23 protein-coding genes are annotated in these 22,809 nt (G+C 54.6%); 19 read left to right on the top strand and 4 right to left on the bottom strand.

Going from position 1 to position 22,809, the window contains the following annotated elements:
• Positions 1-7 precede the first annotated feature (7 nt).
• Complete coding sequence (locus QHL1GM_RS01895; RefSeq protein WP_071692972.1) at positions 8-1,351, top strand: HlyD family type I secretion periplasmic adaptor subunit; 1,344 nt, start codon at positions 8-10, stop codon at positions 1,349-1,351.
• A gap of 694 nt (positions 1,352-2,045) precedes the next feature.
• On the top strand, positions 2,046-2,216 hold the full coding sequence (locus QHL1GM_RS19285) for a hypothetical protein (protein WP_175540336.1): 171 nt from the start codon (positions 2,046-2,048) through the stop codon (positions 2,214-2,216).
• Positions 2,217-2,499: 283 nt separating this feature from the next.
• Here the strand turns inward: QHL1GM_RS19285 and QHL1GM_RS01900 are convergent, their stop codons facing one another.
• On the bottom strand, positions 2,500-3,333 hold the full coding sequence (locus tag QHL1GM_RS01900) for an ion transporter (RefSeq protein WP_071692973.1): 834 nt from the start codon (positions 3,331-3,333) through the stop codon (positions 2,500-2,502).
• 438 nt (positions 3,334-3,771) lie between these two features.
• Between QHL1GM_RS01900 and QHL1GM_RS01905 the strand changes: the two genes are divergently transcribed.
• The 13 genes from QHL1GM_RS01905 to QHL1GM_RS01965 all read left to right on the top strand — a co-directional run bounded on the left by QHL1GM_RS01905 (position 3,772) and on the right by QHL1GM_RS01965 (position 13,595).
• Positions 3,772-4,464 carry a hypothetical protein gene (locus tag QHL1GM_RS01905; protein WP_071692974.1) on the top strand — a complete coding sequence of 231 codons (693 nt, stop codon included), beginning with the start codon at positions 3,772-3,774 and terminating at the stop codon, positions 4,462-4,464.
• 154 nt (positions 4,465-4,618) lie between these two features.
• A complete protein-coding gene (locus QHL1GM_RS01910; protein ID WP_071692975.1) occupies positions 4,619-5,416 on the top strand; it encodes a M48 family metallopeptidase in 798 nt (265 codons plus the stop codon).
• A gap of 66 nt (positions 5,417-5,482) precedes the next feature.
• On the top strand, positions 5,483-6,691 hold the full coding sequence (locus QHL1GM_RS01915; RefSeq protein ID WP_071692976.1) for a GGDEF domain-containing protein: 1,209 nt from the start codon (positions 5,483-5,485) through the stop codon (positions 6,689-6,691).
• Positions 6,692-6,700: 9 nt separating this feature from the next.
• Entirely contained in the window at positions 6,701-7,102 is a 402-nt protein-coding gene (locus tag QHL1GM_RS01920; protein ID WP_071692977.1) for a DUF2784 domain-containing protein, read from the top strand.
• 52 nt (positions 7,103-7,154) lie between these two features.
• Positions 7,155-8,531, top strand: coding sequence for a CHAD domain-containing protein (locus QHL1GM_RS01925; RefSeq protein WP_071692978.1), 1,377 nt, complete (start codon positions 7,155-7,157; stop codon positions 8,529-8,531).
• Positions 8,532-8,603: 72 nt separating this feature from the next.
• On the top strand, positions 8,604-8,810 hold the full coding sequence (locus QHL1GM_RS01930; protein WP_071692979.1) for a ParD-like family protein: 207 nt from the start codon (positions 8,604-8,606) through the stop codon (positions 8,808-8,810).
• Positions 8,803-9,594, top strand: a complete 792-nt coding sequence (map, locus tag QHL1GM_RS01935; RefSeq protein ID WP_071692980.1) for a type I methionyl aminopeptidase — start codon at positions 8,803-8,805, stop codon at positions 9,592-9,594. Before QHL1GM_RS01930 ends, map begins: the two co-directional genes overlap by 8 nt.
• A 193-nt stretch (positions 9,595-9,787) precedes the next feature.
• On the top strand, positions 9,788-11,101 hold the full coding sequence (locus QHL1GM_RS01940; protein WP_071692981.1) for a S8 family serine peptidase: 1,314 nt from the start codon (positions 9,788-9,790) through the stop codon (positions 11,099-11,101).
• 71 nt (positions 11,102-11,172) lie between these two features.
• A complete protein-coding gene (locus tag QHL1GM_RS01945) occupies positions 11,173-11,412 on the top strand; it encodes a hypothetical protein (protein WP_071692982.1) in 240 nt (79 codons plus the stop codon).
• A 57-nt stretch (positions 11,413-11,469) separates the two neighbouring features.
• Positions 11,470-11,955, top strand: coding sequence for a VOC family protein (locus QHL1GM_RS01950; protein ID WP_071692983.1), 486 nt, complete (start codon positions 11,470-11,472; stop codon positions 11,953-11,955).
• A 43-nt stretch (positions 11,956-11,998) separates the two neighbouring features.
• Positions 11,999-12,472, top strand: a complete 474-nt coding sequence (locus QHL1GM_RS01955; RefSeq protein ID WP_071692984.1) for an AAC(3)-I family aminoglycoside N-acetyltransferase — start codon at positions 11,999-12,001, stop codon at positions 12,470-12,472.
• Between the two features lie 80 nt (positions 12,473-12,552).
• A complete protein-coding gene (locus tag QHL1GM_RS01960; RefSeq protein ID WP_071692985.1) occupies positions 12,553-13,188 on the top strand; it encodes a LysE family translocator in 636 nt (211 codons plus the stop codon).
• An 86-nt stretch (positions 13,189-13,274) separates the two neighbouring features.
• Positions 13,275-13,595, top strand: a complete 321-nt coding sequence (locus QHL1GM_RS01965) for a DUF1330 domain-containing protein (RefSeq protein WP_071692986.1) — start codon at positions 13,275-13,277, stop codon at positions 13,593-13,595.
• 53 nt (positions 13,596-13,648) lie between these two features.
• On the opposite strand, the gene QHL1GM_RS01970 is transcribed toward QHL1GM_RS01965, so the two are convergent.
• Complete coding sequence (locus QHL1GM_RS01970; RefSeq protein ID WP_071692987.1) at positions 13,649-14,350, bottom strand: FMN-dependent NADH-azoreductase; 702 nt, start codon at positions 14,348-14,350, stop codon at positions 13,649-13,651.
• A 118-nt stretch (positions 14,351-14,468) separates the two neighbouring features.
• On the opposite strand from QHL1GM_RS01970, the gene QHL1GM_RS01975 reads away from it, so the two are divergent.
• Positions 14,469-15,374 (top strand): LysR substrate-binding domain-containing protein, encoded by a 906-nt coding sequence (locus tag QHL1GM_RS01975; RefSeq protein ID WP_071692988.1) that lies wholly within the window; start codon positions 14,469-14,471, stop codon positions 15,372-15,374.
• 90 nt (positions 15,375-15,464) lie between these two features.
• On the opposite strand, the gene QHL1GM_RS01980 is transcribed toward QHL1GM_RS01975, so the two are convergent.
• Positions 15,465-17,381 carry a DNA topoisomerase III gene (locus QHL1GM_RS01980; protein WP_071692989.1) on the bottom strand — a complete coding sequence of 639 codons (1,917 nt, stop codon included), beginning with the start codon at positions 17,379-17,381 and terminating at the stop codon, positions 15,465-15,467.
• Positions 17,382-17,571: 190 nt separating this feature from the next.
• Here QHL1GM_RS01980 and QHL1GM_RS01985 point away from each other — a divergent pair, with 190 nt between their 5' ends.
• Together QHL1GM_RS01985 and QHL1GM_RS01990 are read left to right on the top strand one after the other, a co-directional pair.
• Entirely contained in the window at positions 17,572-18,813 is a 1,242-nt protein-coding gene (locus tag QHL1GM_RS01985) for an AarF/ABC1/UbiB kinase family protein (RefSeq protein ID WP_071692990.1), read from the top strand.
• A 137-nt stretch (positions 18,814-18,950) separates the two neighbouring features.
• Positions 18,951-20,768 carry an SEC-C domain-containing protein gene (locus tag QHL1GM_RS01990; protein ID WP_071692991.1) on the top strand — a complete coding sequence of 606 codons (1,818 nt, stop codon included), beginning with the start codon at positions 18,951-18,953 and terminating at the stop codon, positions 20,766-20,768.
• A 16-nt stretch (positions 20,769-20,784) separates the two neighbouring features.
• Here QHL1GM_RS01990 and QHL1GM_RS01995 read toward each other — a convergent pair whose 3' ends face one another.
• Positions 20,785-22,146, bottom strand: coding sequence for an MFS transporter (locus tag QHL1GM_RS01995; protein WP_071692992.1), 1,362 nt, complete (start codon positions 22,144-22,146; stop codon positions 20,785-20,787).
• A 127-nt stretch (positions 22,147-22,273) separates the two neighbouring features.
• Here QHL1GM_RS01995 and QHL1GM_RS02000 point away from each other — a divergent pair, with 127 nt between their 5' ends.
• On the top strand, positions 22,274-22,792 hold the full coding sequence (locus QHL1GM_RS02000) for a peptidylprolyl isomerase (protein ID WP_071692993.1): 519 nt from the start codon (positions 22,274-22,276) through the stop codon (positions 22,790-22,792).
• The last annotated feature ends 17 nt before the right edge of the window (positions 22,793-22,809 follow it).

Here is a 22,809-nt window from a genome sequence, read left to right on the forward strand (position 1 = left end):
GCACAGAATGAGCACATATGATCCTTCCGGCACGCCTCTTTTAGAGGAAAAAGCCAAGCTCTTGCCGAATCCAGAAAACGCTTTTCGACTCGGCCCGCGTGTATTTGTTGGCACGGCTCTCGCGCTGTTTCTGCTGCTTGGAGCCGGCGGCTGGGCCGCGAGCGCTCAACTCAGTGGGGCCGTCATCGCGCAAGGATCCGTGACTGTGGATCAGAACCTTAAGTCGATACAGCATCGTGACGGCGGTATCGTCGGCGAGATTGCCATCAGGGAAGGGGACTTTGTTCGAGCTGGAGACGTGCTGCTACGGCTCGAAGACACACAGACGAAAGCGGAGCTTTCGATCGTGCGTTCTAAACTCGTGGAATTGGCCATTAGGAGAGCGCGCCTTCTGGCAGAGCGGGACGGGCTTGCGGCAATCGAGTTCCCGTCCGATTTGGACGCAGACGACTCTCCGGATGTCTTCCTCGGCGAAACTCGCCTCTTTGATGGCAATCACACAAGTCGCCAAAGTAAGAAGCAGCAGCTTGAGCTCAGCGTTGAGCAAATCGAAGAGGAGATAAAGGGGCTGGAAGCGCAGCGGCTATCGAAAGACGAGGAATTCCGTCTAGTTCAGACTGAATACGAGGGGAATAGAGGCCTCGCCGAGAGAGGGCTGATCGCTCGAACACTCCTCGTTCCGATGGCGCGTGACAGAGCACGAATTTCGGGTGAACGCGGTGAGATCCACGCATCCATCGCCAGAGCGAGAACCCGCATGAGTGAAATTCGCCTCCAGATTATTGCGATCGATGAGGACGCTCGTACCGAGGCGCAGCGGGAATTAAGTGCCGTGGATGCGGAATTTTCGGAGCTACGTGACCGGCACATCGCCATTGAGGATCGGCTGGCGCGAACGGACATTCGCGCTCCGATTTCTGGAACCGTTAATGAGCTGAACATCCACACGGTAGGAGGGGTGATCACACCGGCCGAAGAGCTTGTCACCATCGTTCCGGAAGACGCCGAACTGAAGGTCGAGGTGAAACTTGCGCCGGTAACCATCGACCAAGTTTGGGTCGGCCAGCCAGTCAGGCTCCGTTTTACTGCCTTCAACCAGAGAACGACACCTGAGCTCAAAGGTGAGATCGTCTATGTCTCCGCAGCGACGGCACGCGACGACACGACTGGCGAGATCTACTACCTTGGCGATGTCGACGTTTCTGCAGAAGAGCTTGAGAAGCTTGGCGTTACCACGCTGCTGCCTGGTATGCCAGTTGAAGTCTTTATCACGACCGAGGAGCGCACCGCACTGACGTATTTTGTTAAGCCTATTACCGACCAGTTCAGCAGGGCTTTCCGAGAAGAGTAAAGCAGAGTCCTTCGCCTTTGGAGCTGGTCTTGTCCTGGCGACAAGGTGAAGGACTGTGGCCACCCGTATCGATAAACAACATGTGAATCTTAATCTTCAGCCCGCCTCGACCCCATCCTGGGGCATGGTCTACGGGGGGCTGCCCCCTTTTTGAAATTTGGCGCGCCCGGCAGAATTTGAACATGCGCCCCCTCAGCTTCAGAGTCCGTTTAATTGTTAGCTCAGCATTATTACCAACATGGTGAAAATCAAAGTAATAAAAAATTCTTTTTAATGGTCTAAGTTCACAGAGTAGCTACAGTGCTTAAACCCTTAATTAAATATCTTCAAATAACGCCTCAATTAAAATAAAAAATAATGACTACCAGATAGTTAGGTAAAGTATCTGCTTTTATATGTATTACCTTAAGATAAGCAGCACCGAGCCTGCATTCCTGAAATGCCACAACGCTACGTTCGCAAGCGCACAGTGAATGCGTGCTTTAAAGGGCATCCTAAGAGTGAGCGTGGCAAAGGATATGCCTAAACAAGGACGTTGCGCGATGCGCTGCAGGAGATGCAGCGCTCATTTTCATAGTAGACCGGTTCGATTCTACGTCCTGCGCTTTATTCTTAGCATCGGGAACTGTCACCTGTCGCTATTCTCGACGACATGAAGACTCAGCATTAAATCGATCCATTGGAAGGAAATATTATGAAAACCATCTTTGCCCTAACGCTTGGAACGATAACCTTGCTCTTGGCTGTCACCGCAAGTGATTCGCTAAGCGCGCGGGTCTTCCTAGCGGCGGTAGGACTTGCGTTATTTGCAGTGGCGCTGAGCCCGGTGTCTGATAGAGGTGAAAAAAACCTCCTGGACCCGTAAGCCGAGCGAACCAAAGATGAACGAATTCAGCGGCCTAACCCAGGCTAGCTGGGCCGAAAGAGACTCCTTAAATCAATCGACACTGACTTTTAGCCCTATCGCCTCGCGCTCAGAATCCCCGCTTAACTACCATTCATCTATGCCCCCACAATGCAGCCGAGTGCTGTTATTGCAGATGGGGAGAAACTGTAGAGGCCCTACAGACAACCGTTCAGGGCTGTCCAGCTTCAACTGGTTCAAGTCTGGCGACACCTGGCGTGGTGACGGCGAACCACTCTTCGTTTCACAACTCCGGAGGTTGGCGCGACAGGGCGCGGATTTCATCGCGCAAAGCGCTCACCTCATCTCGGACCGCGGCCAGTTGCTTGGCCCCTGCCACTTCGGCATCGTTATCGTCGGCGTCGCGACCGACAAAGAAGGTGGCAAGCGCTGCTGTTACGTAGCCGAAAACCCCGAAAGCGTACAGCGCCAGAAAAACACATAGTACACGCCCTTCGGCCGTCTGCGGCCAGTATTCAGAGCCCATCGTTGCCATAATCATGGCCGTCCACCACAGCGCCTCGCCGTAGCTGTCAATGCCGCCGGGCACCTCGTTCTCGAATGCGTACATACCGGCCGCGCCGGCGAACGTGACTAGCACGGTAAGGGCGATCACATAGCCGAAGCCTCGTCGGCTTAAGCTCGCGCCCAGAGCCTTCATTCCGCGGTTCAGTGAACTAACGACGCGAACCAGCCGCAACCCCCGGCCTGCCCTGGCCAGACGAAGCAGCCGGAACACGCGGGCGACGCGGAAAATCCGCAGTGCGGGGAGCAGTAGAGCAATGGCGGTCAGCCAGTTGCCCTTGAGGTAGCCGAGCTTGTCCGGAGCCAGGACCAACTTCACAGCAAAATCGATAATGAAGACGACCCAGATAGTCGTACCGAGAAAATAAAACAGCAAACTCTCGCCCCGGACCAGCTCTATTATTAATAGAACCAACCATACGAACGCGAGAATTAACATCGGTGTTTCCAGCCAACCTTCCAAACGCTGGAGCAGCTCGTATCGCTCCCGTTTCAGTTGCTCCGTGTCCGTGGGTTTCGCATCAGCATTTTTGTCCGTTCCGTCGTTGCTCATCGAGTGCCCCCATTTATCTGGCTGTGTATCGCCAGTATGCAAGCATTGAGGCAAATAATGCCTTTACGTGCTGTAAAAAGAGCGAAGAGTTCGCCGAGAATGCAGCGCTCGGCTTCTATGAGAGCTGGCAAAATCTACCGGATAGTTTAGGTGTTGCACCTGATCATTGAGACCGCCGTGGTTAAGGCATGAAAGATCGGAACCCTAGTGTTTTTTACGAATGTGATCTAACGAATAGTTGAACCCAATAAATTCTTCCCGGCTGTGTCTTGCAGAATTATCAGGTTAACTAGGTGTTATATCAGGATGTATCGACGCCCGCTCCTAGCCGAACCAGGAACTTTCCTCCATATTAACAACGGGTCAGATGACGTCTCGTGGATTTACATACGTTAGCCACCATAATAGCGATAACGCTTAAGCAAGAGGGTTGCACCAATGACACGGACTAATAAACCATCAACGATGGGATTGTTGCGCGATAACCGCGTAAAGGTGATCTTGGTCATCGCGATTATTGCGATGGTCTGGGCCGTTGTGGCGCACACCATTGCTGGGTCGCGGCAAGACAATTTGGAAGCACTCGAAACACAACTGGCTGAAACCGAGCGTGAGCATCAACAGATTCAGGCGCAGATGTCAGAGGTTGAAGCCGCGGAGCTGGACTTAGCAACATTGCAGCAGAGAATGAACGCCCTTGAGGCTGAACAAGCCGAGGCGGAAGCCTCTCTTGCTTCAACGCGAGCAGATGTTGCCAATGCTAAAGAAGATTTGTCCGCGTTACGGGGTGAGCGTGAAACCCGCGAAGAAGAAGTGGAAACCCTCAATGAGCAGGTAGACGAACGAGAGAGCCGCCTTGAAGAGCTGAATGAGACCTACGCCGAGGTAGAAAAAGAGAAAGAAGAGGCCGAAGCTGCTCGCGATGCTGCTCAACAGTCTCGTCAAGACGCAGAAGACGCACGCAGTGAGGTTGAAGCAAACCTTGAAGCGCTCAACGCCGAGATTGAAGAGGCCAATACCCAACTTGCCACAGTGGGTGAACAGGTAAGCGATTTAGAAGCAACGCGTGATGCGCTCACCATTGAAATCAACTCACTCAGAGTGATGCGCGACGAAGCGCAGACGCCTTAAGACTCGCTAGAGCTTCGTAGCGAGCTGGATTATGATCGCCTGTTTGCGGCCTACGATAACGACCGGCGCTAGCGTTGATGAGCGCGACGAGCGCTATGGCTGCGAAGCGCCTTACACTTTACTGAACGTTTCTTGATCCAGGCGATACTATCCGATGCAGCGGCGATTTCTGTTACCTCTTTTCCTTCTGGGGCTGCTGGCCTCGCTGGCTGGCTGCGGGGAAACGCCCACCGGGCGCTCCCAGCTGGCGTTAGTGCCGAACTCGTTAATGGCTGACATGGGGGAAGACGCCTTTAATCAGCTACGCAATAGCCAGCCGCTCAATCGCGATACGCAGGCTAATCAATTGGTGCAGTGCGTGACCGAAAAAGTGGTGGCTGGTGCTGAGGAAAGTTACCCAGGGCTCGCTTTCCCCGAGCGCTGGGAAGTGGTGGTGTTTGAGGATGCTTCCCCCAATGCGTTTGCGCTGCCTGGAGGACGCATCGGGGTGCATAGCGGCCTACTGCGAGTGGCCGAGACGCCAGCCCAGCTAGCGGCGGTGATTGGGCACGAGGTGGGGCATGTGCTAGCGGATCATGGCAATGAGCGGCTTACGCAGCAACTTGGCATTAAAGCTGTGTTATTGGTGGTGGGGTTATTAGGGGAAGAGGAATTTGGCAACCAGCAATTAATGCAGGCTTTGGGTATCGGTGCCCAGTTGGGCATTAGCCTGCCTTTTAGCCGTACCCATGAGGAAGAGGCCGATTTGATGGGCCTCGAGATTATGGCCCGTGCGGGGTTTGACCCGCAGCAGAGCGTGACCCTGTGGCGCAACATGGCTGCTGCCGGTGGTGGTCAGCCGCCTGAATTTCTCTCTACGCACCCTGCCCATGAATCTCGCATTCGGGCATTACAGCAAGGGTTGGAAAAGGCTACGACCACCTATCGCACGGTTACGCCTGCGGAATGTTGAGGTGAGGGATATCGCGTTATTGATAAAATAAGAAAAATTGCCACGTCGTGTCGGGAGTGTGGGGCTGTGCCATTACAGAAACAACAGTATCAGGTGCATGGGTTAATCGGGCAGTTTTGTGATGCTGGCCGTGAGTTGATATATCGCCGCTATATACAGGAAAGTGTGAAGCTTGAGTTCAGCCTTGCCGTGAGCGTTGCGGCATGTGTCTTTGGCATGTTCGCGATTTCGGATTTCTACCTGCTGGGCCTTACCAGTGAGTTCTACCTGCTGCTTACCATGCGAATAGTGGTGGTGAGCGTATGTCTACTGGTGGCGTTCGCGGTGCGGCGTTGGGGTGGAAACGAATACCGCCCCTGGTTGTACGCCTTGCCGCTATGGGTATTTGCCACGGGTATTATTTTGATTGTACCCCTACGACCTGAAAGCCTACCCACACAAATGACCGCGGTGGTGGTGGCTACCATGGCGTTTTATCTTCTGATTCCCAATTTGCTAACAGTCGTGACAGCTGCCAGCCTCTATTTAAATATAGGCTTTTTAGTGGCTGCAGTGCTGTACGCGGAGCTTGCCCCGGTAGCGACGCTGCTGGTCGCACTTTTGCTGTTGATGGGCAACGTTGTAGGTTTTTTCTCCCTGTTGCGCTTGGAAAGCCTGCAGCGCAAGCAATATGCGTTGCTTCACGAAGAGCGTGATCAAAATCACCAGTTGCACAAGGAAATAGCCCATCGCAAATCACTGGAAGAGCAGTTGAGGATAGTCGCTGAGCGGGATGAGCTGACAAGCCTCAATAATCGGGGCCATTTTATGAAGCTGGCCCATGAGTTGTTGCAACGCTCTCAATCCGAAAAGGTGCCGTTTAGCCTGTTTATGATCGATGTGGATCACTTCAAGAGCATTAACGATACTTGGGGGCATAGTCACGGGGATTGGGTGCTGACCAAGATTGCAGAAGCCTGCGCAGAATCGCTGCGCCCAACGGATGTGATAGGGCGTTTTGGTGGTGAAGAATTTGTAGTGGCCTTGCCAAACACCAGCCCAAGCGAAGCGCAAATGGTCGCGGAACGCTTGAAAATGAAGGTCGCCGAGCTGCCTTTAAATGAAGAAATGAGCAAACTGAGCCCAAGTATCACCATTGGTGTGGCTGCAACGAATACGGATGCGGTCGATCTTGAGTCTCTTATTACGCGTGCGGACCAGATGCTCTATGTTGGCAAGCGCGGCGGAAGGAACCAAGTAGTGGTATGTCGTGATGCACGCTCCGACAGTAGGTAATCGCTCCCTATGACCCCATTTCTGCTCATCCTGCTCGCCGATGCCCTCTTAATTCTCCACGTACTGTTTGTGGCCTTCGTGGTACTGGGCTTATTCGCGGTGTATGTGGGCTATTTCCTGAACTGGCAGTGGGTGCGCAATCGCGTCTTTCGCATCGTGCACCTGTGCGCCATTGGTTATGTGGTGGTTCAGGCGTGGTTAGGCGTGGTTTGCCCGTTAACCATCTGGGAAATGGCGCTAAGGGCTAAGGCGGGAACCGCTACCTATTCGGGCTCGTTTATTCAGCATTGGCTGCACAGCCTGCTTTATTACAGCGCTCCTGAGTGGGTGTTTGTCGTGGTTTACACCCTGTTCGGCACCTTAGTGTTGGCAAGCTGGTTTGTGGTGAAGCCTCGTCAGCGCGCTCCCTAGAATAGGGTGTGTACTAAACTTGGCATAACTTACCGTAATTGGGAGCAAACCCATGCGGCACCTATATGTGATGCGCCACGCCAAGGCCAAACAGCCCAGCGGTAATATGACTGACCATCAACGGCCATTGCGTAAGCGGGGTAGGCATCAGGCCGCCGCCATGGCGCCTGTGCTTCAGCGCTGGCAGGCGTTGGCAGGGGAGGTCTACGTCAGCACGACGGTTCGCACGCGGGAGACATTCGATGAGATCCTAAAGCAGCTACCTGAAGCTAATTTGGTTAAACACGTTCACTTCGATGAAGCCCTTTACACCTTCGATGGCGAAGCGCTAATGGCGTGGCTCAAAACGCTGCCCAACAAGGCCAACAGAGTGTTGGTGATTGGCCACAATCCGGCCTTGCTCGATCTAGCCAGTTGGCTCTGCGAAGAGGCGCCTCACTCGCTGCCTACCGGCAGCATGCTGCATTTCTCCCTACCAGATACTCTTTGGGCAGCCATGGAACAGGGCTGTGCCGAGTTAGTAGATAGCCTGACACCCAAGGAAGCCAGCTATCCATTTTTCCAGCGCCTTGATGCCCCGAAGCCGCCTGACCAGTGCAACGCAGAGACAGCTAGTCATATTCGTGTTCAGTTGGAGCATCAATATCTGACCGTCAGGGCTTTAGAGGCTGGGGTAATTGCGGGCGTCGACCCTGAGTTTCTGCATCAGTACCGCGTAAATCTGCGCCGCAGCCGAGCCGTTGGCGAAGCGGTACTATCTACCACCAAGGTCCCCGGCCTTAAGAAGATGCTTAAGCGGCTCAAGCATCGAGCTAACGCCACCAGTGACCTCCGCGACCTTGATGTGTTTCTGAAACACCTCAGTAAGTCTCCACCGCAGCTTTCAGCGCGCGCCCGCCAGGGCCTTAAGCAATGGCTACAGGGTTGTCGGCAGGAGCAGCATGAAGCACTCTGCCAGCAGCTAAACTCGCTGGAGTACGCCGAAGAGTTGCAGGGCTGGCAGACCTTTCTCGCTTCCAATGACTTTGGAAAGGCGCTCTCTAAGCTCACGCCAAAGCGTATCAATGCGGTGTTGAGCGAGCGCATGGCTGACCATGATAACGATCTGGCAGCACTCTCGTTAGACGCCGGTGATACCCCCTTTCATACGTTACGCAAACGCGTAAAACGCATCCGCTACCTGGCCGATCTGAACCCAGCCACCACCCAGCTATTTCTATCCGAATTAAAGCGTCGCCAGAGCCTGCTCGGTAACTATCAAGACCTGTGTACGCGTCAGGCCTGGATTGAGGCCTTCGCTGAAAGCCCCGATAGCGATGCAGAGCAGAAGCTGGAGTGCGATGCATGGCGCGCCTCTTTAGAGGCGCAGAAGCAGCGTCTTCGCGAAGATGTATTGGCGTTGAAACCACTGGCCAATGATGAGAAGTAGCCTTGCCGCCAAAAGATAACTTATATATGATGCGTATACGTTTTGTATTCGTTTCATATATTGGGTGGTGTGATGGGTATCGTAAAAATTAATGATCAGCTACATGAAGACATTCGCAAAGCCAGCTCGGTGATGGTGCGTTCTATCAATGCGCAAGCGGAGTATTGGATAAAAATAGGCATGCTCGCTGAGGCCAATCCCGGAATGACATTCTCCGAGATTATGCGTGAGCAAATGAAGCAAGCCGATGTCGATCTAAGGAAAGTGATCGGTGGCTAAGGTAACGCTTAAAAGCGAAGAAGAGCTGCGTGTAATGCGTGAATCCGGACGGCTACTCGCTTTGGTTTTTAGCCATCTTGATAAGCTAATTATGCCCGGTATAACTACCATGGATATCAATAATTGGGCCGAACGCTATATCGTTGATGATCTGCAGGCTCGCCCAGCCAGTAAGGGGCAATACGATTATCAATTTGTGCTGAATGCGTCAGTCAACCATGTGGTCTGTCATGGTATTCCCTCTGCAACGCAAAAGCTCAAGATAGGCGATATCGTTAATGTCGATATTACCCTTGAGAAGGGAGGCTTTATCGCCGACTCAAGCAAGATGTACCTGCTTGGGGATGTAAAACCCTATGCCAAACGGCTGGTTGATAAAACCTACGTGGCCATGTGGCAAGGGATAAAAGCGGTTAAGCCTGGCGCAACGTTAGGCGATGTGGGCTACGCCATTCAGCAATATGCTGAAAAACACGGGTACTCTATTGTGCGTGAGTACTGCGGCCATGGAATAGGCCGAGAAATGCATGAAGAGCCCCAGGTGTTGCATTATGGGAGTAGGGGTAAAGGGTTGGTTTTAGAAGAGGGTATGGTGTTTACCATCGAGCCAATGGTTAACCAGGGCAAGGCCAAAATAAAAAACAAGAAAGATGGCTGGACGGTGGTTACCAGCGACAAAAAATTGTCTGCCCAGTGGGAGCATACGGTTGCGGTCACATCCTCCGGTTTCGAAGTGCTGACACTGCGTGATGACGAGTGCATCCCTAGTGAGATTAACCAATAACTAACGTGTCCCTTCCTTCGTTTAATCGCCCGGTATGTTAAGGGTCGTAGACTGAAATCCTTCTGGCGAAGCGCATTAGGTGCATTAAGCTCAAATCGTGGGCGCTGCATAGTCAGGCATGCTTTCTCTCGTATGGTGACTATGATTCATCTATCCCATATCGCTTAACAGCTAAACGAAAAGGAAGTCTACGATGGCGAAAAAACCGACAGGTCATGGAAACGGCAGCACGCCAGCGGGTGCGTCACTCGCCACTGTCTCATGCGGCGTCGAAAAATTGCTCTTGGCAGCCTTAGAGCGGGGTGGCAGCTGCCTGGAGACTGGGCGATTTCTGATTAGCTATCGTGAGGGGCGAGTGGAAGAGGGGATTAAATCGCTTAAAGCTCAGAACTTCCGCGTGGCCGATGCGCGGGACTTCACCGACCAAGCCGTTAGCCTGGAGGATTCTGGTGACGCTGAGGCGATGGTATTTCCAGAGCTTGGAGTGGCGCTGGTAGGCGGCGATGCCCTACAGCAGCACGGCATGAGTGCGATGGGCAAGTTAGCCCCGGATAGCCCCATCGAAATTATCGAACCAGAGTATTTCGCCTTTTCTGAAAATTCTGAATATCTGCGGGGATTTTTGCGGGCAGCCAGCACCATCGCTCGTGACCTCGGTGTTGACCTTGATATGGAGGAAGGCGAAGAGAACCTTGAAGAGGACGCCCTTCGGCCAACTTGGGGGCTAAACCGCTGTAAGGTGCCGCAAAGTAGCTGGAGTGGTGCGGGTATAAAAGTCGCCGTGCTGGATACCGGGATGGATCTTGGCCATCCAGATTTCTCGGGTAGAGAGTTCAATACGCGCTCATTTGTTGGGGAGCCAGTTCAGGATATCAACGGCCACGGAACACACTGTATTGGTACGGCCTGTGGTCCACAAACGCCTACCGGAAACACGCCGCGTTACGGAATAGCGTTCGGCTCTCAAGTGCTGGTCGGCAAGGTGCTGACAAATTCAGGTAGTAGCACGGGAGCGGGAGTGCTGGCGGGGATGAATTGGGCCATTGCCAATCGGTGCGAAGTTATCTCGATGTCGCTTGGCAGTCAGAGCCCAGTGCAAGTAGCCTACACCCACGCTGGCGCTGCGGCACTTCGTAATGGATGCTTAATTATCGCTGCTGCAGGCAATTCCTCTGCCAACACGGGCGCTCCGGCCAATTCACCCACCATCATGTCCGTTGCTTCGATTGATGCCAGCTTGAAGCCCTCAAGCTTTTCAAACGCTGGCAAGATCGAAATTGCAGCGCCTGGGGGCGATATTTTTTCGGCGTGGCCCCGGCCAATCCACTATAAAACAATTAGTGGCACCAGCATGGCCACACCACACGTGGCAGGCTGTGCCGCACTCTGGGCAGAGTCCGACTCCTCTCTGCGAGGAATGAAGCTTTGGGAGCAGCTATTGGCCTCAGCCCAGCGCCTGCCATTTGCCGACTCCAAGGTAGGGGCTGGGCTGGTACAAGCACCCTAATGTGAGCAGGTTCTCACTGGCAGGTATTTCATGGGGCCCTGTCCAGGGTACAGACTTCGAAGGTGAGATCGATGGCGAAAATAGAGCTCTGGATAGTAACGATTTCAAGCGAACAACCGATCGAGGAAATAGCCACACGCCTTAGTGCAGAAGGGTTAACCATCAGGGATGTACTAGAGGAGATTGGCTGTATTACCGGATCGGCCGATGATGTCACGGTGGAACGTTTGAAGCATATCCAAGGTGTGGTGGATATTGCGCCTGATATTCAGATCGATATGGGGCCTCCAGGCTCAGAGGAGACTTGGTAAGCACCATTAATATTTCGCTCGGTGTTATGTGAATTATGGCTTCAATGGAGAAGTGACATGACAACCCCCGCTAAAAACACCATTTGCCTTTGGTACGATGGTAGCGCAGAAGAGGCAGCACGCTTTTACGCTAATACCTTTCCTGATTCTTTTATCAGGGCCGTTCATCATGCGCCGGGAGACTTTCCATCCGGTAAGCAAGGGGATGTATTGACCGTCGAGTTTACCGTGATGGGCATTCCATGCCTTGGGCTCAACGGCGGGCCTGCGTTCAAACACAATGAGTCGTTCTCTTTTCAGGTCTCAACGAACGATCAAGCCGAAACGGATTACTATTGGAATGCCATTGTTAACAACGGTGGCGAGGAAAGTGCCTGTGGCTGGTGCAAGGACAAATGGGGAGTGTCTTGGCAGATAACGCCGGTAGTACTGATTAACGCCATTACCAATCCCGATCCTGCCGCCGCTAAGCGCGCATTCGACGCGATGATGCAAATGAGGAAAATCAACATCGCCGACATTGAGGCAGCGCTGCACGGGTGAAGGGTGAGCTGCGTATTGCATGATTTAGGAGTCGCCCCAACTGATGAGCGCCGACTACCAGATAAAACAAATCACCCAGAATGATTTGGGTCTAATGGGTGCTTTATCGGAAACCTTTGGGGAGGTTTTCGATGAAATGGACACCTATACCGGAAATCGGCCTGCCCTTGACTACTTGTGGCAGCTTCTTGGCAGCGACAACTTTATTGCACTCGTAGCCTTAAAAGAGGAACAAGTTGTGGCAGGTCTTGCTGCCTACGAACTAAAAAAATTCGAGCAGCAGCGAAGTGAAATCTATATATACGACCTCGCCGTTTCTGCATTACACCGGCAGCAAGGCATTGCGACTGCGTTAATACACTATCTTGGGGAGTTAGCGGCGAAACGTGGAGCGTATGTCATCTTTGTTCAAGCTGATACAGGGCCAGAAGATGAAGCAGCGATTGCTTTATATTCCAAACTTGGAAGCAAAGAAAATGTTCTGCATTTTGATATTCCCGTGAGACGTCTTTCCTAATAGCCAAGCCTCGCGATAGCTTTTGCGTTGTGTGGCTTCACTACCAAGCCGCTATAGCAGAGCAATAAGGGAGAGCAGTTGTGTTTGAGTACACGTTGTTTCACTGGATGACATTTCTATCTGCGGCTGTACTTCTGAATCTATCGCCGGGGCCAGATATTGCCTACATATTGGGGCAAACATTACGTAGTGGGCGACGGCAAGGGTTTGCCGCTATGTTTGGGATTTGGACAGGAGCAGCGCTACATGTAGTGATGGCCGCGGTTGGCCTTTCGGCTATTTTGGCCACCTCTGCACTAGCGTTTTCGATTGTTAAATGGGTAGGGGCGGCTTACCTAATATGGCTTGGCGTTAAAATGTTGCTGTCTAGAGGCGATCAATTTGTTGCAGCGGAAAAGCAAAGTCACAAGAGTTTATCTGCCGTTTATTGGCAGGGCATGCTGGTGTCAGCGCTCAATCCGAAAGTGGCAGTATTCTTTCTGGCTTTCTTGCCGCAATTTATCGTGAAAGGCGCGGGCCCTGCCGAAGCACAGCTTTTATTGCATGGCAGCCTTATTATCGTGGTTGCTGCCGTCATAGAACCCCCTTTGGTACTGGCTGGAGCTAAGCTAGGTGCTTTCCTAAAGAGAAAACCACGCGTTGGTTTGTGGATGGATAGAAGCTTAGGAGCACTCTTTGTAGCTTTAGGTGCACGGCTCGCTGTTAGTGCTAAGTAAGTGCTAGGAGAGGGCGTTACTGACACAATTGCTCTAGACTTTCGTTGTTCAAGAATCTGTTCTCGCTTAACCAACGGGAGGTGAGGATGTCCGCCTACGCTGTTGCTCTCATTCGAGAAACCCGGTTCGACCCCGAAGTTAAATACTATTTAGAGCGTATCGATGCGACGCTTGCACCTTTCTCGGGTAAATACCTTATACATGGTGGGCCATACATTCCGCTTGAGGGAGCATGGGAAGGCGATATGGTGGTTATTGAGTTTCCTACGATGGAGCAAGCTCAAGGTTGGTATGACTCGGCTGCTTATAAAGAGATTCGCCCATTGCGCACCCAACATACTGAGGGCGACGTGCTTTTAGTTCAGGGCGTACCAGAAGGGCATAAAGGTGCGGATATCCTGGGCTAGCGATCTCCGCACTAAACAAAAGACAGTTTAGATCTAGGTTTTGAATCCTTTTATTAGGCCGATTCAGCTACTGCCGTCTCCATTAACGCCCCCTGTAAGTTTGCAACCAGAGCTTCAACTTTGCGTAAAGCCTCAGCAACCGACTTAGCCAACAACTCCCCACCAACCTCTTGCCCTTCAATGGCAATGTAGTGAATCCGGGTGATCCCGATAAACTCCAGCGCCGTGGTTAGGTTGGGTTCTAAATGGTTCATGTGCGCCATTTCACCGCCAGGATCAAAGCCGATACCACCCCGGGCAGTAAGAATGACCGCATGCCTTGGCCGATCTGTTAGTTTCGGAACGTAAGGGTCGGTGGGATTGCTCTCATCGATCCCCACTGTTCGGCCAGCGCGCACCACCTGGTCGACCCAAGCTTTAAGGGGTGCTGGCATGCCGAAATTGTAGAGTGGTGTGCCGATCACGAGAATGTCTGATGCAATCAGTTCGTCTACCAGCTGATCGCTTTCTGCTAGCGCATTTTTCATCCAGGGCTCGAGATGCTCTTCAGGCGTAAAGGCAGACGCAATCCAGTCGTGGTTGATAAAAGAGGGTGGATGTTGACCTATATCCCGGTAGGTGACGGTGTCTTGCGGTCGGCTGAATTGCCACCGAGTTATAAAGTGGTGAGTCAGGTGACGGCTGTGTGAACCGTGCTCGTCTTTTCCCGCAATACCGGGGCGGGCACTAGCGTCTAGTTGCAGAATGTGCGTCATGGGTAATCTCCTTTTGAGCTAAACTCATCTATGTTTAATAACAGACTTAGCGTAGGCCGTGATTAATGGCCCAAACAAACGATCTTTTCTTGCTATAACAGATGAGAAAAACTCATTCATGAGCACTCGACGATTACCTTCTCTTTCGTCACTACGCGCTTTCGAAGCGGCTGCCCGTCATGAAAGCGCCAAGCAGGCCGCACAAGAGTTGTCGGTCACCGCTACCGCTATTAGCCACCAAGTCCGAGGGCTTGAAGAGGCGCTGGGTGTCTCTCTCTTTCTGCGAAAACCCCGTCAATTGAAATTGACACCTCAGGGCCGCGAACTGCAGCAGGTGTTGGAAACGGCCTTTGATAGCATCAGCCATGTCGTCGAGCGGCTAAGCGATGTGCCTGTTCGCCAGACAGTTACGCTCTCTACAACGCCCGCTGTCGCGGTGCGCTGGTTGCTACCATGGGTATGTCTGCTGCGTGACTCTCATCCAGATATTGATCTGCGCGTTCACGCCTCTCATGCGCCGGTTGCGCTGGATGGGATAATTGCGGACGTGGCTATTCGCTATGGTGATGGCCACTGGCCAGGGCTGGTAGCGGAGAAGCTGTTTGATAACACCTTTATCCCCACCTGTAGCCCGCGCCTTGGCTTGCATGAGGTAACGCAGCTACCGTCACACTCATTGATTCACTTCAGCAGTCAGGGCGCCATATCATCGCCACTGGATTGGGCTGCGTGGCAGAAACAGGCAAAGGTGCCTGGGCTAGATGTGAGTGCCGGGCTGGTGTTCTCCGACGAGACCCACGCTATCTCGGCCGCCGTAGGCGAGCAGGGCGTAGCGTTGATGAGCCGCCAGTTGATTAAGGATGAGCTGGAGGAAGGGCGCTTGGTGCAGCCTTTCGGGCCGGAATTTGAAGGCAAACCGTTTTATCTGGTCTACCCAGAAAGCCGACAGCAAGATCCAGTGATTCTGGCTATTCGCGATTGGGTGCTGTCGGTGCCGGGCGGGCTGTGCACATTATCGAGCTGAGAATACGGAGTGATTTTTATACCGTTATATTACGAGTTTTGCAGTTAAGCCACAGCACACGTTTAGCAGGGCGCATTCGATGAGTTCTCTTCAACTCGTCTTCTTCCTAGCTGCGGTACTTTTTCTTTTCGGATAACTCTTTCGCGATTTACCTGACCGTTTCGCAGGCGCACCGGCTTCGCCTTGGGCGGCTTGCAGGCTCTGCCTTAGTTTTCCTGCATCACTATGAGTGAGCAGACCGCGTAAATCTTCCAATAGCGCCTGCTGAAAGGCTCCGGGGTCGTCCTGCTGTTCGGCAATCGCTCGCAGGCGCTGCTCCCACAGCGCGGTGCGTTCAGGCGTGCTCACGGCGCTGGGCAGGGCGGCGATTAGTGCAGTGCCAAGCTTGGTGGCGCGCAGGGCTTTTTGCTGGCGGACCAGGTAGCCGCGTTGTACCAGGGTTTCGATAATGCCCGCTCGAGTGGCTTCGGTGCCCAGGCCGTCTGTGTCGCGCAGGGTGCGGCGTACTTCGGGGTCGTCTACGTAGCGGCCGATGTTCATCATTGCTTTGATCAGGCTGGCGTCGGTGAAAGGCTCCGGCGGTCGGGTCTCTTTCACTTCAACACCTGCGCCCAGTGCCTGGCAGGGTTCGCCTTGGGTCAGCGGCGGCAGCGGTGGTGTCTCATCGCGGGTAGTGAATAGCGGTTTCCAGCCGGGGTCGAGAATGCTTTGCCCGCGGGCGCGGAAGGCTTCATTGAGCAGGGTAAACTCCGCTTTTACTTCGAAGGTGCGCAGCGGACGGTAGAACTGCGCCATCACGTTGCGCACGATCAACCGAAACACATGGCCTTCGGTAGCGGAGAGCTGGCTGAAATCAGCGGGCTTGCCGGTAGGGGCGATGGCGTGGTGGGCACCGACCTGCTTATCGTTCCACGCCTTGGAGCGCAGCGTAAAGTCTGCTCCATTCAGCCACTGCTGTAGCGTATCATCGTTTTGGCAGGCGCTGGTTAAGCTCCGTTTGGCAAGTTGAAGATGCTCTTCGGGTAGGTAGCGGCAGTCTGAACGCGGGTAGGTAATCAGTTTGTGGCGTTCATAAAGCCGCTGGCATATATCCAACACCATCTGCGCGGAAAGGCCGTGGCGCCGGGCGGCGTCGACCTGCAGGGCAGATAGCGAGTAGGGCAGCGGCGGTGCCTGGCGTTTCTCCTGCTGATCGAGCTTGGTGAGTTGCCCTGAAGCGCCAGGCAACTGCGCCGCGAGGGCGTCGGCAGGGGAGCGGTCAATCAAACGGCCTTGATCATCGAGAGGCTGGTGCTCTTTGGGCGCCCACCAGGCCCGTAGTTGACCCTGGGCAACCTTGAGATCCACCCATAGCGGATAAAACGGGTGAGGGACAAAGTCACGGATGGCGTTATCGCGGCGCACGATTAACCCCAGTACCGGGGTTTGCACACGGCCAACAGAGAGCACGCCGTCGTGTCCCGCTTGGCGGCCAGTGAGTGTCCAGGCCCGGGTTAGGTTAATGCCGTACAGCCAGTCGGCGCGGGAGCGGGACTGGGCCGCCTGAAACAGCGGCTGGTATTCGGCGTTGGATCGTAGCTTGGCAAGCGCCCGGCTTACAGCAGGTTTATTAAGGTCGCTGATCAGCAACCGTTGCACCGGGCCGCGATACTTCATGTACTCAATCACCTCCTGCACCAGTAGCTGGCCTTCGCGGTCAGGGTCGCCGGCGTGAACTACATCTGTGGCTTGTTTGATCAGCTTGCGAATTACCGCCAGTTGGCCCCGGGCCTTGGGGCGCGGCATCAGTTTCCACTGCTGGGGCACGATGGGCAGGCGGTCTAGTCGCCACTGCTTGTCGGCGGGGTCGTAGGCTTCCGGCGGCGCTTGCTCTAATAAGTGCCCCAGGCACCAGGTGACCGTGGTGTCACCACACACCATCGCCCCATCCTGGCGTTTGCTAGTGCCCGGTAACGCCTCGGCAATGGCTTGGGCGAGGCTGGGTTTTTCGGCAATTATCAGGCGCATAGCAGCGAAGCCTTCATCGTATCCTTGGATGGCGCCTATGATAGCAGACACATTGATCTATATAGAGCAAGGAGTCGTAGGGGGATGTATAGTGATGCTAACTATTTCCAAAGCATTTTTCTTGTATATAGTTTGTATAAATAATTTGACCTAGTTAAGTGGTGAGTTGAGTAACCAGGAGAGACAGCAAATGCGTGATCGCGGCAGAACACGGCGTTTAATGGGATTGGGTGCACGCACCGGTGGGGCGCTGCTGAAAACCCGCTTAGGTGGCCAAGCGGATTGGCGTGCCCTGGGTGAAGCGCTGTTTGAGGGGCTTTCAGAGCTTAAAGGCCCGGCCATGAAGCTTGCCCAAATCATGTCCCAGTGGGATGACCTGCTGCCGCCCGATCTCGCCGAGGAGCTTGCCCGCCTGCAGCGGCAGGCAGAGCCGATGCCCTGGCCGCGTATTCGTGAAGCGCTGGTGCAGCAATATGGCGATATTGACCACTATTTTAGCGAAGTCGAGGAGCTTCCCTTTGCCAGCGCCTCCATGGGGCAGGTGCACCGCGTGACCACTCATGAGGGCGAAACGGTCGTGCTCAAGGTGCAGTACCCCGGCCTTGCCGAGGTGTTGGAGAGCGATTTGATCCAGGTGCGGCGCATAATGCGTTTAGGCCGCTGGTTTAAAGTGCCCCAGGCGCGGTTGGATGCCTTGTTTGAAGAGCTCGCCGAAAGCCTGCGTGGGGAGCTGGATTACCACGCCGAAGCCGATGCGCTAGCCCGTTACCGTGAGCGTTATAAGGATGACCCGCGGCTCGTGATTCCCGAGCCTTTGCCAGCACTTTCCGGCCCTCATGTGCTGGCGATGCGGTACGTGGAAGGCACTCCGATGCGCGAATTAGCCGATGCAGATGACGCGACGCGCCAGGGCATTGCCGAGACATTAGCGGACTGGATTACCCAAGAGCTGTTTACCTATGGCGAACTGCACGCCGACCCCCATGCGGGTAATTTCGCTGCCGATGCTCAAGGACGGCTGGTGATTTACGATTTAGGCGCGGTAATAGCAGTACCCGATGCGCGCATAAAGGCGATGATGCAGCTGCTGGATGCCACCTTGAAACATGATGCGATGGGCATGGACGAAGCCTTGATGCAAATGGGCGGGCGTCAGGGGCAGGGCGCGCCACTATCGCTCTATCGTGAATCCGCTGAATGTATTGCGCCGCTGTTTGAACCGGGGGAGCAGGATTTCAGCGATGTGCGGGTGCACCGTCGTCTGCGCGAGCTAACCCCTAAAGTGTGGGCGGCGATGGATCGCCTGCAGCCTCCCGCGGATACGCTACTGCTTTCACGAGCATTGAACGGCCACTACTGGAATCTAGTGCGGTTGGGGGCGCGTCTGAATATGCACGAGCGCACGCTTCCGCTACTAAAATGGGCCCACTAACGATCAACCGATTGCCGCTGCGACGATGTCGGCCTTCATGCTAAACTATGCCGCTTTTAAACAGGTCATTGTTTAATTCGATATCGTTGAACGCGACATCGTTTAACAAGCCATCCTGTCACAACATGGAGACGGCAATGCTGGCGGTATGGGTCGATCAGCTGCTGGGATTCGCCTCCGGGGCACTCTCGGCAATCAGGCAACAAGAACACTATCCGGATTTTATGACCTGGGTGCGCGCCAAAGGCGCGGACTCCTTTGAAGGCGATGTGGCCATGGCTCAAGCGCTGGCGCCGGTGCTATGGTCACAAACACCGCTGGAGCGGCTCAGCTTTGCCTGTGAGCCACTCGCCACACCTGGGCGTAACGAACCCTGCTGGTGCGACTCAGGGCGCAAATTCAAGCAGTGCTGCTACCAGATTGAGTTTCCCACCGAAATCCCCGATCAGATGATGTGGATGCTGTCGCTGCGCGAATGGAAAGGCGCGACCCTGAAAGCAGCGCTAGATAGCCAGCAAGCACCCCCTCAAGCGCTGCTCGAAGCCGGGTTGATTGCCGCTGAAAGTGGCCAGACGGGTCGCTCAATGCAAATCCTTGAATCGCTGTTCGATGGCAGCGACTGGTCGCGCCTGCCCGAGCAGGCCGAACCCGCCTTTGAAATTCTGCTGGACATCTATCAAGAGCGCGGCTTTAGCCGTAAACGCGCCGACCTGCTTGACGATGTGATGGAGCGCGGGCCGCTGTTTTTACGCGGCGTGGCCCTTGAGCGCCTGTGTTTGATGCACCTGGATAACGATGACCTGGATAGTGCCCGCGGGGCCTTTGTAAAGGCCCAGCAGGCGCTGCCCGATTCACCTACGTTGGCCTACATCGAAGCCATGCTGTTGCTGCATGAAGGCCACGAACAGGAAGCCAAAGAGCGCGCTAACTTCTGGTACCGCCGTCTGGTTCGCCAGGGTGAGCTGGATGAAGATCAGCTGGATTTTTTAGCCGCGTTGGCGGATAACCCCGGCGCGACGCTTGCCGACCAGTTGCTCAGTGCGGAAGAGGATCTGGCCACGCCGCTGGTATCGCTTCAGGCACTGCTGGCTGCGCTGCCCACCGCCCCCAAAATTGATGTAAGCGCCGACCCTGAAAGTGGGCGATTGCTCTATAACACCAGTGCTCGTGAAGCAACGCTGTTTGCCGCTTGGCATGAGCATTTTCAGGTGCTGGTGGATGAAGACGTAGCGCTGGGCTTCCGCGATGACCCCTGGGGCAACGCCATTGAGTGGATGTCGGCACTCTGCGCGCATCCCGAGTGGCTGGACGCCCCGCAGGTAGTGCAAGACTTGACCTTGGCGCTCACCAGCCGTTTCGGCAGCCTGCCGTGGATGGCCCCAAGCCTGCTGGAGCCACTGGCGCTGCGCCTTTCACGCTGGTTAGAGCAAGCCCGCGCCGAAGGCGACGGCAACCTGTGCTGGGACGATGCCAACAACGCCATGTTGCTACGCACGGGGCTAGCGCTGGTAGTCGGTATGGAGCGCGGCGCGCGTCAGCACTCCAGGGAGCTCGCCGAAGAGCTACTGCTGATTGATCAGGAGGATAGCTTGGGCCTGCGCGAGCTCGTGCTCGATCAACTGCTGCGTGATGATCGCAACGAAGAAGCGCTGGCGTTAGCCGAAGAGAGTAACGACGACGGCTCGCTGGTGCTCGGGCTGCTGATGGGCAAAACCCTGGCGCTCTATCGATTAGAGCAGCATGAAGCGGCTGAGAACGCGCTTGGAGATGTGCTTGGCCATAACCGCTACGCGCTAGAGCTGATTTGTGCCGAAAATCCCCGGCCCTCCATGCCCCACCCGGATGGCCAGGTTGACCCCGGCACCCGGGCGGAAGCATGGCAGTACCGCACCTTGATGCGTGATCAGTGGCGCACTACGCCAGGGGCCTTGGATTGGTTAGAAGCCCATCGCTAATAGCCTTCAAGCCTGCTCAAGCAGGCTTGGGGGTTGGCACTAACTGCTTGTCTCGGCTGATCCAGACTGCCAAGATAATGGCGGGCATGCCCAGCAGGGTGGCGATGACAAAAAAGCTCGGGTAGCCTTGAGAGGTAACGACCAGTCCGCCAAAACCACTTAAAAATTTTCCCGGCAGCGTCATTAATGATGAGAACAGCGCGTACTGGGTGGCGGTGTAGGCGCGTGAAGTGAGGCTGGAGAGAAAGGCGATAAACACCGCGCTGGCTAAGCCGTTGGCGAGGTTGTCGCCGATAATCGTGACCACCAGCATGGGCAGTTGATTACCCACCACGGCAAGAACGGCAAACAGTAGATTAGTCACCATCACCAGCCCCGCGCCGAAGATCAGCAGCGGGCCGATGCCGTAGCGTGCTACGCATAGCCCGCCTAAAATCCCCCCGGTAATACTCATCGCAATGCCAAATATATTGGTCACATTAGCAATCTCTGCCAGCGAAAAACCCAGGTCGATATACAGCGGGTTGGCCATAGAGGCCATGGCTAAATCGCTGATTCTAAACACTGCAATAAACACCAAAATCCACAGCGCTTTCACCCCATAGCGCCTAAAGAAATCGGTAAACGGGCAGACGAGTGCACCAATGCTCCAGGCACCAAGGCGGCGTAAAATTTTGGGTTTGCCCCGGCTGGCACGAATAAACGCCCGCACCTTAGGCTCGTGGATAAGTTGAATAGAGAGCGAGGCGCGCTTAGGTTCAGGGCGCAGCAGCACGGTGAGAACGCCAATGCCCATGAGCGCCGCCATGCTCATATATGCAACATCCCAAGAGGCAGACGCCGCGATATACAGCGCGCCAGCACCGGCGGCAAGTAGGCCACCGCGATAGCCAATAATATAGGTCGAGGCCATAGCGGCCTGAACATCGTCATCGGCGGACTCAATACGGTAGGCGTCGATAGCAATATCCTGCGTCGCTGAGCCAAACGCCACTAGCAGTGCAAAGAGAGCCACCCAGCCTAGATTACCCACCGGGCTCAAACCGGCGAGGCCCAATAACCCCGCAACGATCAACCCCTGGGCTAACAGCATCCAGCCGCGGCGCTGACCAAAGGCGCGGGTTAACAGCGGTAGTGCCAACCGGTCCACCACCGGTGCCCAGAAAAACTTGATCGAGTAGAGCATGCCGATCCAGGCAAAAAAACCAATTGCCGCGACCTCAACACCATCGCTGCGCAGCCAGGCGGAGAGCGTTGAGAACACCAGCAGAAATGGTAGGCCTGCGGAAAACCCCAAAAACAGCATGGTAATAACGGGCGCACGACAATAAACAGCCAGCGCAGCAAGCCAACTGCGCTGGGGGGTGGGGCTTAACATTAAACGCTACTCCTAGTGGAAAGACGCTGGCAACGGCCAAGTGATAAACTGAAGCAGTGTTCTATCACAAAAGTACTATCGCAAAGTTCTATCACAAAACCGACAGCTTACCGGAGAGGAGTTTTCCATGTCGATTACGGCGCATCAGGTCGTTACCTTGCACTATGTTCTTAGCGACGTGCTCAACGATGGCAGCAAGCAGGTATTGGACGACTCCCCGGCGCGCAATAAGCCGCTAGAGTACTTGCATGGTCACGACAACATCGTGCCAGGGTTGGAAAGTGCACTAGTAGGCCAAGCGGCTGGAGCCGAGCTGAGCGTTCAGCTAATGCCCGCCGATGCCTACGGTGTACGCAATGAAGCCCTGGTTCAAGAAGTCAGCCGCGGCTCTTTTGGTAACGCCGAGTTGGAACCGGGCAGCCGCTTTCAAACCGAAGGTGAAGCCGGGCCGCAAATCGTCACGGTACTGGAAGTCGATGGCGACCGCGTCACCGTCGATACCAACCACCCCCTGGCGGGGCGCACGCTTAACTATAAAGTGACCATTTTAGACGTGCGCGAAGCTACCCGTGCAGAATTAGCCAAAGGCCACCCGCTACCGCCGGGCACCGAACACAGCAAAGTTGAGGACCGCAAGGTTCTCTAGCCTTAATAGCACTCAAA

Source organism: Halomonas sp. QHL1 (assembly GCF_001882345.1).
Lineage (GTDB): Bacteria > Pseudomonadota > Gammaproteobacteria > Pseudomonadales > Halomonadaceae > Vreelandella.